Here is a 12,668-nt window from a genome sequence, read left to right as displayed (position 1 = left end):
GAAGCCCGATACGCATCGATTACGACTTACCCGACTTGCTCTTATCGTTTTGCAACTTGGCAATCGCCTCGCCGAACTCGGAGACATCTTCAAAGGCACGGTACACAGAGGCGAAACGGATATAGGCCACCTTGTCGAGATTAACCAGGTGATCCATCATCAGGTTACCTATCATCTTTGAGGTCACTTCGCGCTCGCCCGTGGCTCTCAGGGTCGACTTGATCTTGCTTAGCGCCTGCTCTATTTCGTCCATCGACACCGGGCGTTTCTCGACCGCCCTCAGCATGCCGCCACGCAGCTTGTCTTCGTCGAAGGGTTGGCGGCTACCATCTTGTTTAACCACACGCGGCATCACCAGTTCGGCGCCTTCGAAGGTGGTAAATCTCTCGTGGCAAAGCAGACACTCGCGGCGACGACGAACCTGATGACCATCGGCCACCAGACGAGAATCGATCACCTTAGTGTCGGTTGCGCTGCAAAACGGACAATGCATTGAGCCTCCAGCAAATGCTAATCGGTATCTTGGGGAGCTTTCCCTTGAAATAGATACAAAAATGGCCGCTACCAATATTAAATCAGTAGCGGCCACCGGAGTTTACCCGATTTACCCCTTAAGGTTAACCGTAAACAGGGAACTTAGCGCACAATTCAAGCACCTGGTTCTTCACGCGTTCGATAGTCGCTTCGTTGTTGATGTCATCTAACACATCACAGATCCAGTTGGTCAGCTCAACTGCTTCGGCTTCTTTGAAGCCACGACGTGTGATGGCTGGCGAACCGATACGCAGGCCCGAGGTCACGAAAGGTGAACGTGGGTCGTTAGGTACTGAGTTCTTGTTTACCGTGATGTTGGCACGACCCAGCGCCGCATCGGCATCTTTACCTGTGATATCTTTAGCGATCAGATCCAGCAGGAACAGGTGGTTTTCGGTGCCGCCAGAAACCACATCGAAACCGCGCTCGATGAAGGTGTTAGCCATCGCCTTAGCGTTAACTACTACTTGCTGTTGGTATTCCTTAAACTCAGGAGACAGGGCTTCCTTGAAGGCTACCGCCTTACCGGCGATAACGTGCATCAATGGGCCACCCTGACCACCTGGGAATACCGCAGAGTTCAGCTTCTTGTACAGGTCTTCATCGTTCGCCGCAGACAGGATGATACCGCCGCGAGGACCGGCTAGGGTCTTGTGAGTGGTAGAAGTCACCACGTGTGCATGTGGCACTGGGTTAGGATAGACACCGGCAGCGATAAGGCCTGCAACGTGGGCCATGTCGACAAACAGGTAAGCACCAATCTTGTCGGCGATTTCACGCATACGTGCCCAGTCGACGATACCAGAATAGGCAGAGAAACCACCGATCATCATCTTAGGCTTGTGCTCAACGGCCAGGCGCTCCATCTCGTCGTAGTCGATCTTGCCAGACTCGTCGATGCCGTAAGGAACTATGTTGTACAGCTTGCCAGAGAAGTTTACTGGAGAGCCGTGAGTCAGGTGACCGCCGTGAGCCAGGTTCATACCCAGAACGGTATCGCCTGGTTGCAGTAGCGCCATGTAGACTGCGCTGTTAGCCTGTGAGCCGGAGTGAGGCTGAACGTTAGCATAGGTCGCCCCGAAAAGTTCCTTGGCGCGTTCGATGGCCAGGTTCTCGACGATGTCGACATGTTCACAACCACCGTAGTAACGCTTGCCTGGATAGCCTTCGGCGTACTTGTTAGTCAGCTGAGAACCTTGAGCCTCCATCACGCGAGGAGAGGTGTAGTTCTCCGAGGCGATTAGCTCGATGTGCTCTTCTTGACGACGAGTCTCTTCCTGGATCGCTTGAAACAGTTGCGGATCAAAGTCAGCGATGTTCATCTCTTTTTTCAGCATTGGTCACTCCAGCTGTGAAAGTCTTATAAGGTAGGGTTGCGCGGTATTCTACAGTGCATTCGATCACAATCCCAGCATTTGCGACATGAAATTAGTTGCGATTCAGGCTGAGAAATGTTCATCAAAATCCGCCTTAGGACAAAAGTGGGGTTAAGGTGGCCTGATTTGCCAAGCCTCCTTTTTTGCAAGGGACAAAATGGCTGGTTTACAGCCTTTTGAACGAAAACACTGTTTTAATTACCCAACAAAAATGACGGCACTGGGCCGTCATTTTGCATTAGCAATCGTAATCAGTAATGGTAATCAGCAACCGTGATCAGTCATGGTACTCAGTAGTAGTATTCGAGTTGCAACCAGCTGCGCTGCTCGCTGTCATCGAGGCGGCTGTAGATCCCCGGATTGTCTATGCCATGGATCTCACCGCTACGGTCGATCCGCTCGTGGTGTAGGCTCAGGGTCAGATCCTTACTGATACCATAGCTGAGATAGATCTCATATCTGTCTCTGGCATCGTCGAAGTCCAGATCGCTGTTATTGGGGTTCCACTGGGGGGCGCGCTCGTTCTCTTTGTCGTTGATCGAGCTCCAGCGCTGGGACTTAAGCTTCATGCCTAGTAAGAGATTACGATAGCTGGCCTCCAGCGACAGGTTAAAGGTGTGGCCCCAGGCATAGCCATATTCCCCCTCCCAGAGCACAGACTTGGTGCCCCAGAAGTAACGCCCCTGGGAGAGATAATCTTTGGTGGCGAAAGGCTTCACCATGGCAAAGTCACCAAAGAGATCGCCGCGCAGGTCGATGCTGATATCTTGATTGGACCAATTGGCCCCCATCGACAGGCCCAGCAGGTTGACCACGGCGTAGAAGTCTTCATCCTGCTCAAGCCCCAAGCTGGTGTATTCCATGCCGGTCGACGGACCGACATAGAAACTATGGGACCAGTCGCTGGCGAGCCCGCCGCCTTTATGCTTGCGGCCATAGCTTGCCAGCAGTAGTTGGGTAGCCATCTGCCACTCCTCCACACCTTCCTGAGAAACCGCAGTCTCCATCATCATCTCGACTCGGCTGGGGGTGCCGCTGAGGGTGTCATATTTCCCTTCGCGACTGTCGATGGCCACCCGCATCCCCAGCATCGCCATGGTGCTGCTAACTTCCGCCTTGTCTTTGCTAGCGTAGCGCACGCCGGTATAGACGGAGAAGCTGTCTTGGGTCTGGCTGCGATCGAATCGGTTGGGGCTCGGGTAACCCCCCCCCCCCCGCAGCGTGCGCGAAGGGTTAAACAGGTAACTCAGGCCGGTTGGCAACCAGCCCTCTTTGGCGGCCAGCATCTCGGAAAACTGAAACAGGCTCTCCCCCAGCACGGCGCCACCCCAGGTGGTGACTATCTGATCGTTGATGCTCACCACTTCCTTATACTCGGCAAACACCTCCCAGATGGTGGAGGCGGCGAAGGTGCCCAAGGTCGACTCGTAGTAATTGAAGCCATGGTTACGAAACGCCTGATAATAGAGGGCGCCGGCATAGGCATGGCCCCAGTTCATGCCGATATCGTTATCGTCATACTTCCAGGAGGCCCCCGTGGTCAACCTGTCGTAGAAAAACTCCGCCGCATTGCCGTCGATCTCATAATCGAAATCATCTTCCATGGCCTGTGAGCCTGTCTTATAGAGCAGCTCACCCAGCACCAGCACGGTAGAGATCTCCAGCGTGGCTCCCCACCAGTCCTTCTCGCTAAGGGCATCTTTTTCACTAAGGACACCTTTTTCGCTAAGGGCTTCTTTCTCTACAGAGGCATCTCCATCACTAGCCAGCGCCGCCGACAGTGTCACGGGGCGATCTGTCTGTGCCACTAAAGGCAATGTTTCAACGACTTGGGGCTGAGTATCGGCTAGTGCAGGGGCTGACAATAGCAGGCTCATGCCGCCAAACAGGGAGGCGGCAAAAAATGGGGGGGTGGCGTTCAAGATCGATCCCTTATCTTTGTGGTTATTTTTGTCTTTATTTTTATTGGTGCCCAGGCATCACCGACCGGGCGGCCAGCCTAGGTTGCGCAGATGTTAACAATTTTTACACTGGGTCACAAAACAAAAACGTCTCACTATGGGAAGGGTGATAATGCGAGCTAAAATCTCCCACCGAAAATCCGATTTAAGTTCTAGGGCGATTACAGTAGAATTGCCCCCATTGTTTCGTCAGTGAGTAAACTTTTTTATGGCTCAGTTTGTATACAGCATGCTACGCGTGGGCAAGATAGTCCCGCCGAAGAAGCAGATCCTCAAAGATATTTCCTTAAGCTTTTTCCCCGGCGCCAAGATTGGTGTCTTGGGTCTAAACGGTTCGGGTAAATCCACCCTGCTGCGCATCATGGCCGGTATCGATACCGAGATCGAGGGTGAAGCGCGTCCGATGCAAGATCTTAAGATAGGTTACCTGCCCCAGGAGCCTAAACTAGATCCTCAGCAGACAGTGCGCGAAGCGATCGAAGAGGCGGTAAGTGAGGCCAAGAACGCCCTGACCCGTCTCGATGAGGTTTACGCCCTGTATGCCGAGCCAGATGCCGACTTCGACGCCCTTGCCAAGGAGCAGGGTGAGCTGGAAGCCATCATCCAGGCCCAGGATGCCCACAACCTGGACAACATTCTCGAGCGCGCCGCTAACGCGCTGCGTCTGCCGGACTGGGACGAGAAGATTGAGGTGCTGTCTGGTGGTGAGCGTCGCCGTGTGGCCATCTGTCGCCTGCTGCTGGAAAAGCCAGACATGTTGCTGCTGGACGAACCGACCAACCACCTGGACGCCGAGTCTGTCGCCTGGTTAGAACGCTTCCTGCAGGAATACACGGGGACCGTTGTGGCCATTACCCACGATAGATACTTCCTCGACAACGCCGCAGGCTGGATCTTAGAGCTTGACCGTGGCGAGGGTATCCCATGGGAAGGCAACTACTCTTCCTGGCTAGAGCAGAAAGAGGCCCGTCTGAAGCAGGAATCGGCTGCCGAGAGCGCTCGCCAGAAGACCATCGCCAAGGAACTCGAGTGGGTTCGTCAAGGTGCTAAGGGTCGTCAGTCAAAGGGCAAGGCCCGTATGGCACGTTTCGAAGAGCTGAACACCAACGATTACCAGAAACGTAACGAGACCAACGAGCTGTTCATTCCGCCAGGACCACGCCTGGGTGACAAGGTTATCGAGGTCAACAACCTAACCAAGTCCTATGGCGACCGCGTGCTGATCGACAACCTGAGCTTCAGCGTACCTAAAGGCGCCATCGTCGGTATTATCGGTGCAAACGGTGCCGGTAAGTCGACCCTGTTTAAGATGATCAGCGGCGCCGAGCAGCCAGACAGCGGCAGCATCGAAGTGGGTGATACGGTTCAGATCGCCTCGGTAGAACAGTTCCGTGATGCCATGAACGACAAGGCGACCGTATGGGAGGAGATCTCCGGCGGTCAAGATATCATGCGTATCAACAACACTGAGATCCCGAGCCGCGCCTACGTGGGCCGCTTCAACTTCCGCGGCGGCGATCAGCAGAAGATCATCGGCACCCTTTCGGGCGGTGAGCGCAACCGTGTACACCTGGCCAAGCTGCTCCAGGCAGGCGGTAACGTGCTGCTCCTCGATGAGCCCACCAACGATCTCGACGTCGAAACCCTGCGCGCCCTGGAAGAAGCCCTGCTTGAATTCCCTGGCTGTGCCATGGTGATCTCGCATGACCGTTGGTTCCTCGACAGAATCGCCACCCACATCCTGGATTACCGCGACGAGGGTCAGGTGAACTTCTACGAGGGTAACTACACAGAATACTCGACCTGGCTGAAAGAGACTCTGGGTACGGATGTGATTGAGCCGCACCGCCTCAAGTACAAGCGCATGAGCTAACTCGCGCATCTCGCACTCTCGAGCAATTTCAGTAGCGCAAAGCACACACAAACGGAGGCAGTAGCCTCCGTTTTTTTATCTTCTCTTCCCAAAACCAGCTCCCCTTTTTAAAAGGGTCTAACACGGAAACAAAAGCGTGCTAGGATTGAACGCCTATCCGCCAACAACATCAGAATAATAAAAGGATTTGTCTTGAATAGATCACTCTGGCTAATGCCACTCGACTCAGCGCTAAAGGCGGCCAGCTTATGCCTGGCCGGTCTACTGCCCCTACAGGCTTTAGCCGTTCAGGCGCAAACTCAGCAAGAGACTAAGGCAGTGACTCAAGCCAGTACGAATTCAGGCATTAGTGACGGCCCCTATCTATTTCTCAACCCCAAGGCCGAGATAGCCGATTGGATCTGCGAAGGCGAGCATAAACAGACCCGCGTCAACCAGGGACAGTTGAGCCGCCCCGAACATTGCGGTCAGCTCCCTGAGCCCAGCCTGAATCCGCAGGCTAAAGAGGTGCTGGCAGACAGCTATCAAGGGGTGGATAAGATAGTGGCACTCAGCGACGTTCATGGTCAATATGAGGTATTGCTGCAGCTGCTGCGACGCAATAAGATCATCGACCAGAATGACAACTGGGCCTTCGGCAAGGGCCATATGGTGATGACGGGCGATATGTTCGACCGCGGCCCTCAGGTTAACGAGGTGCTCTGGTTCATGTACAAGCTCGACAAGCAGGCCAAGGCCGCCGGCGGCCAGCTGCACCTCTTGATGGGCAACCACGAGCAGATGGTGATGCGCGGTGACCTGCGCTACGTCAACGACAAGTACCAGACCGCCAGCAAGCTGCTTGATCGCAGCTATGAGGCGCTCTACGGTCAAGACAGCGAACTCGGCCAATGGCTCAGAAGCAAGCACACTATCGTTAAGATCAACGACACCCTCTTCCTCCATGGCGGCATCAGTCAGGAGTGGGTCGACCGCGGCCTGACACTGGCTAGGGCCAACAGCCTCTACCGGGAAAATATCGACAAGAGTAAGGCCGAGCTGAAGCAAGATGAGCTGCTCAACTTTCTCTTCTTCGGCAACGGCCCCACCTGGTATCGAGGCTACTTTAAGCCAGACTTCGATACCCAGGAGCTGGCCAACATCCTGGACTACTTCAAGGTCAAGCGCATCGTCGTGGGCCATACCTCTCAGACTCGGGTACTAGGCCTGTTCGACAACCGGGTTATCGCCATCGACAGCAGCATCAAAAAAGGCCTGTCTGGTGAACTGCTCCTCATAGAGAAAGACCAGCTGATCCGCGGTCAGTATGACGGCAATCAAACACCGCTATGATATCCGCCGCCTAGCCAGTCTACAGCTTTGACTAGCTAGGCGACTTCTTAACTTAGCTTTGCAGGGACTTGGCTAGGCTCTTGCCTTTCAGCAATCTCGACACAACCTCTGAAAGCAGCGTCTAAAAAAGGGTCTAAAAACATAGGCTTAACTCGATAGCCTCACACCTTGGCATCCTTCCTTTTCCACCTATTCCAAAGTCACCTCTTTCGCCTTTCACCAGACGCTTTCATCCATTGTTTTTAGCCAACTGTTTTTAGCCAAAGTGTGACCCATTTCCATATGCGACAAGTTGAGAATGAAATTAATTCTCATTAGTGTTAAGCTGCGATTTTTACTCTTCTGCCCTGCCGCTCACACAGCGTGGAGCATGGCAATGGCGCCATAACAAAAGGTAACAATCTAATGCGTCGTCTCCTATGGAAATGGCATGGTTGGCTCGGACTCTTCGCCGCCTTGCCACTTTTTATCATCGCCCTGACCGGCAGTGTGTTGGTGTTTAAGAGCGAGCTCGAACACCTATTGATGCCTGAAAAGGTGCTCGCCGCCAGCGAGACCCGCCTAAGTTTTACCCAGCTACTGAGGTCGGCTGACGAGGCGTTACCGCAACATGAAATTCTTGGCTGGCAGTTTGCGGCTAACGCCGGCGAGGCAGATAAGCTCTATGTCGCCAAGCAAGGTACCTACGACTGGCAACTTCTGTTTGTCGACCCAAGCCAAGGCAGCCTACTGAGCCAACCTGTCGGCCTGAGTCACTACCTGCTGGACTGGCTGCTGGAGCTGCACTACACCCTGCTTGCGGATCATCTGGGGCTAGCGGTTACCGCATTAGTATCTATCTTGCTGATCTTGCTCTCTTTATCTGGATTTATACTACACCGTCAGTTTTGGCGAACCTTCTTCACCCTTAGATGGGGCAAGAGCCTGCGCCTGTTTCTCAGCGATAGCCACAAGATGCTGGGGATTATAGGCGCGCCACTGTTCCTGATCCTGGGTTTCACCGGTGCCTGGTGGAACATAGAGCACATCGTCGAGGAGTGGCACGAACCCGACCCCAAGACCCTAATCATCACCCAGAGTTACTACAACAAGCAGCTGGATATGGATGCACTGCTGACACATGCGACTCAGGTGATCCCAGGCTTTCAGACCCACTATGTGCGTTTCCCCGACAAGAGCTATGCCGGCATCCACCTTTTTGGCGCCGCCCAAGATCGCGGCGCACTTCGCAGCGACTATGGCTCTATCGTCAGTTTCGATGATAAATCCGGGCAGCTCAGCGCCAGTGTCGATGCCACCAAGGCCGGCGCGCTTTATCAATTTGTCGATAGTTTCCGTCCGCTACATTACGGCAACTTCGGCGGACTGGTCAGCAAAATCATCTGGTGTGTGGTGGGCTTCTTACCTAGCCTGATGGCCCTTTCCGGTTACCTGATGTGGCAGGCGCGGCGTAAACCGCAAATTCGGCGCCATGCCAAGCGGCCAATAGACACTCCAACCAAACGAGACGTTAAAGAAGGCTTGGTCAAGGCTTGATACTTGGCACTTTGAGAAGTAAAAAGCCGGGTAATAACCCGGCCTTTTTTATGACGCCTCGATAGCACTCTCGATGACACTCTTAGTGGCAACTAACCTTCCATGGGCCAATTGTGCTCTAATATACGGCCCTGACTGGTACTAAACGCCTCTTCTTTCTTGGCACACTCATAGACGCGCTTCACCGTCATGGGCTTACCGTCCGTGTGCGGTAACGCAGGCAGCTGACTACCGACGAGCTGCTTTTTATATTGTTGTGCCTTACTGGGCTGCCAGGAGAAACGCACCAGAACCTGCCCCTCATTGGTCTCAATAAAACACTTGTAGTCTTCCCTCGGCTCGGCCTTGAGCGGCCCGGCTATTACACTTAATGCCAGTAGCACCAGCAAAATTAATTTATTCACGCTATTCCTCTCACTCTTTGGCTGAGTAGCTAGGCGCTCAGCCTCTTTTAGTCAATGGTGTAATTTGCTTCTGACCACTTGCTACTCGCTATAGTAGTAGATCTTATGAGCACGCAGTCGGCCACCTATGCAGCGATTATCTCCGGCGGGGCAATCGTCGTCGGGTTTAACCTTCTCCATCTTCTCGGCGGCGTTACCTATGCCGATCAGATACATGTATGCATCACCATCCTTTCCTTGTCCCCCCTTATTGTCGGCAGGGATCACCAGCTGAGGAGTGTCTAATACCAAGTTACCCGCCTCTAGAGCGACCGACGTGTAGTTACTCGTTCCATAGTGCAGATTAAAGGGATAGAGAAAGCCCATGCCCGACGTTAAACACTGGTTGTTACTCGCTGCTGTACCCGGTACAAAGGTCGTGAAGAACACCTGACCGTTAATGATGGTCGCCGGTGACAGATTCTTCTCACCAAGCCCAGGAAGTTTAAAATACCACCCGCGCTTCTTACTAATAGCAATCTTGTCCGGCGCTTGATTAGCCTTCAACTTGGTCGTTTCGTAGAGGTCGCTAAGAGTCAAAGGCGCTGGCGCCTTAGGCCTGCCCGTGCCGCCGAAGGTCTGAGTCACCACGTTTCTATCTTGTAGGGTAAAAAACATGTCTTCGCGCGAGATATCGGACGGCGCCGCCCTGTGGCCACTACCCACCACCACGGCATCGTAAGGCACATTCTGACTCGTGGTTACCCTAGTAGTCTTGCCATTGACTGTATAATCAACCACTGAGACATTGTTAATCATGGTCTGCGCCACAACTGGGGCCGAGTAGAAGCGACGATTCTGCAGCAGCGACTTGCCACCTAGATCGGCAAACTTAAAGGCTGACCAGCTGGCCTTATCCGCCCTTGGCATATCCATGCGCCAGACACTACCACCGGTATCGACCGCATAGATACGGTCGGTATTGCCATCGCCACTGGCATCGAGTACCGCCACACCACTAGGAATGCTGTCCTGAATCCCTGGCAGGGCCGTGCCGCCACCTACGCCAAATTGATGGATCAGTTTGCCGGTATCGGCATCGACGATAAACACGCCACGCCCTTTGTTATCCTTAGTGCCAAGGTCTTTACCATCTTTACCCGCAGGTGAATACCCAGCACCGAAGATGAGCACAGGTTTTTCCGTGCCGCTGGCGCTGCGAATCGTGGTCACCACTGGTGTCGACCAGGATTGTCCAAGCTCACTCAGGCCCGGCGAGCTGGCATCGATACGCCACTTGAAGCTTGGCGAATCAGGGTTGCTGATATCCAGGGCATAGTAACTATCACCACCGCGACGCATGCCGAAGAAGAGCCAGGCTTTTTCTACACCTGAGGCGCCATTTTTCACATAGGCCACTGGAGAGCCGTCGATACCATAGACTGAGTGCACGCCCGTCGGCACATTGTTTCTCAGGGTCTGAATATTTGGCAGTAGTTCGTAGGGCATGAAGGCCCAGCTCTCGCTAACTTCATTGGCAGTGGTGTCATCCTTGAACATATGCATGAAGCCATGGTTGGTACCAACCAAAATACGAATATCCGGGCTAGACTTACTGCCAAAGTTCAATGCCAAAGGTTTAGAGTGTAGGGCATCACCCATGATGTCATTGCGCCAGTTCTTGGCGGGATCGGCAATGGTCGTCTGGTTCTTATCGTTGTCCACATCCAGCCCCTTGGCCCAATCGAATAGGTTAGTAAGCTGACTCTTATCAACACCCATGAAATTGGCCAGGTCTTCCTGGCCACCTGCCTTCTTGGCCGCCGCCGACAGGCTGAGCGTGTCCATTCCTCCCCCCAAATTACTGTAGAGGGTTCGGCTATCGGCACTCTGCATCGCCGACAGGACGCCCCCCTTGCGCACATCGTTGCCATCGCCACAAAGCTTCTTGGGCGTCCAAAAGGAGCAGGCACTGTCCTTGATGTTACCGTCATCACCCAGCGCTATTTTACCCTCTGCGTCCAAAACTGTCCCATTGGCGGCGACTTTGAACTTCTTGATATTCCCCGTCCAGCGCGGACCTCTGTCCGGCAGGAACATGGAGTAATAGGCATAGTTAAAAGTCTGGGTACGGTTAAAGTTGTTGCTGGCCACAGAAGGCGAGGTAAAGCTTGCGCTGTTGGCCAACACCTCATTCACCGCCTGTTGAATTGAGCCCTGCAGCTTAGTCGCGTCGGTGGCATCGAAATAGCTTCCGCCCCCCTTGCTTGCCACCTTCTTCAACAGATCTTCTGCATTTTTCGCCCCCTCACTGAAGCCTATGGTGTGGGTGATCACATGCTGATCGCCATCCATGTTAGGGTTTACGTCTTTGCGATACATCCAGCTTGAGAGCGCGCTCATGTAACTGGTGCTGTGCTTGTCGACGCCACCGGTTAACTTCTTGACTTCCACATCGGCGGCGCTGTCTAGGGTCGGTTCCCCATCTGTTATGAAGACGATATAGGCGTTGTTCTGACACTTCTTAAAGGGGGATTGATAGGTATTTGTTCCCTTAACAAGCGCATCCTTGTCCAAACTATCATTTTTATTGGCTCTATAAGTTACCCATCGGCCCCATGATTCATAGGTATAATCCTTATCATCATCGCCAAACTCCACAGACTTACCGGCGAAGTAACGATAGGCCTCGTAAAGGGTTTCACACAGGGGGGTGTTCCAGCCATACTCAATATCTTTAACCCCACTGAGTAGTGTCTTTTTTTGCCCTGGCGTCAGGGTCTGAATGGCTTTGATGATGCGCCCACCGTTACGGCCATTATATAGGGTGTCATCTGGGCCATTCATGTTGAAAATTGCCAGGCCGAAATCCACTCCCGGGGTGGTTAAGATGACGTTTTTAATCGCATCTTTGGCCAGCTCTAAGCGAGTTTTATCTTCTTGTTTCTTGTTTGCATTGTGATGCCAGCGAAGGTAATCCTCGGTATACACGGTGAGCACCCGCCCGGTACCAAAGCCGGTAAGCTGCGCCTGCTCCTTGGCGGTCTTCTTGATGCTATCACTCGAACTACTGCTGACATTGTTATACATGATAGGCGTGGTGGGAGATCCCAAACTATCGACAGGTAGCCCCGAGGTTAATCCCTTAGCATTAAGATAATTGCCTTCCTGAATATCTTCGTAGCAATCCACCGCCTTAGCATTCAGACCATTGTTATCGCCAAACTCACGCCAGCCACCGTTGGCACCGCTAAAGGTATACTTACGGAAGAAACCGGTAAAGATGCCATAGTCGTTCAGGAACTCCCAGGAGCTACCGCAGCTATTGATGGTGCCTGAAAATTTACGTCGTTCATTAGGGTCATCGGGGTCGGGCAACTTATTCTTACCCTGATCACCTTTTACGTAATAGAGCATCCCTTTCTTGCCATTATTGTAACGCGAGCCGCCCCCAGCTCCCGGCGTATAAGGTTTATCCACGTCATAGACTTTGGTGCTCATACTGCCAGAGTTATCGAAGATGATCAGGATTTGTGGCCTGGCCCCAGTACGGGCGCTCGCCTCATAGACATATAACTCGGTATCGTCGGCCCACGAAGAAGCCGAGAGAAGACTCATGATGGCAGTCAATAGAGCAACAAAGCTTTTCACAAGCTCTCCCTTTCGCTGCATT

The 12,668-nt window shown here is 53.2% G+C and carries 8 protein-coding genes; 3 read left to right on the top strand and 5 right to left on the bottom strand.

Annotated elements, in window-relative coordinates; translation table 11 throughout:
* Positions 1–19: 19 nt before the first annotated feature.
* From nrdR to K0H80_RS05910, 3 genes are all read right to left on the bottom strand, one after another.
* Positions 20–493, bottom strand: a complete 474-nt coding sequence (nrdR, locus tag K0H80_RS05920) for a transcriptional regulator NrdR (RefSeq protein ID WP_011864988.1) — start codon at positions 491–493, stop codon at positions 20–22.
* Between the two features lie 124 nt (positions 494–617).
* On the bottom strand, positions 618–1,871 hold the full coding sequence (gene glyA / locus K0H80_RS05915; RefSeq protein ID WP_011864987.1) for a serine hydroxymethyltransferase: 1,254 nt from the start codon (positions 1,869–1,871) through the stop codon (positions 618–620).
* Positions 1,872–2,200: 329 nt separating this feature from the next.
* On the bottom strand, positions 2,201–3,832 hold the full coding sequence (locus K0H80_RS05910; RefSeq protein WP_220073409.1) for a DUF3943 domain-containing protein: 1,632 nt from the start codon (positions 3,830–3,832) through the stop codon (positions 2,201–2,203).
* A gap of 247 nt (positions 3,833–4,079) precedes the next feature.
* Here K0H80_RS05910 and ettA point away from each other — a divergent pair, with 247 nt between their 5' ends.
* The 3 genes from ettA to K0H80_RS05895 all read left to right on the top strand — a co-directional run bounded on the left by ettA (position 4,080) and on the right by K0H80_RS05895 (position 8,612).
* Positions 4,080–5,744 carry an energy-dependent translational throttle protein EttA gene (gene ettA / locus K0H80_RS05905; RefSeq protein WP_011864985.1) on the top strand — a complete coding sequence of 555 codons (1,665 nt, stop codon included), beginning with the start codon at positions 4,080–4,082 and terminating at the stop codon, positions 5,742–5,744.
* Between the two features lie 213 nt (positions 5,745–5,957).
* Positions 5,958–7,076 carry a metallophosphoesterase gene (locus K0H80_RS05900; protein WP_220073921.1) on the top strand — a complete coding sequence of 373 codons (1,119 nt, stop codon included), beginning with the start codon at positions 5,958–5,960 and terminating at the stop codon, positions 7,074–7,076.
* 405 nt (positions 7,077–7,481) lie between these two features.
* Positions 7,482–8,612, top strand: coding sequence for a PepSY-associated TM helix domain-containing protein (locus K0H80_RS05895; protein WP_220073408.1), 1,131 nt, complete (start codon positions 7,482–7,484; stop codon positions 8,610–8,612).
* 92 nt (positions 8,613–8,704) lie between these two features.
* On the opposite strand, the gene K0H80_RS05890 is transcribed toward K0H80_RS05895, so the two are convergent.
* A complete protein-coding gene (locus K0H80_RS05890; protein WP_220073407.1) occupies positions 8,705–9,016 on the bottom strand; it encodes a TapY2 family type IVa secretion system protein in 312 nt (103 codons plus the stop codon).
* 81 nt (positions 9,017–9,097) lie between these two features.
* Positions 9,098–12,667: a pilus assembly protein gene (locus K0H80_RS05885; RefSeq protein ID WP_258406241.1), complete on the bottom strand. Its 3,570-nt coding sequence runs from the start codon at positions 12,665–12,667 to the stop codon at positions 9,098–9,100.
* Position 12,668 lies beyond the last annotated feature (1 nt).

This window comes from Shewanella aegiceratis, assembly GCF_019457495.1.
GTDB classification, from domain to species: domain Bacteria; phylum Pseudomonadota; class Gammaproteobacteria; order Enterobacterales; family Shewanellaceae; genus Shewanella; species Shewanella loihica.
Note: the sequence above shows the minus strand (reverse complement) of the source record. Positions and strands in the feature narration are given on the sequence as shown.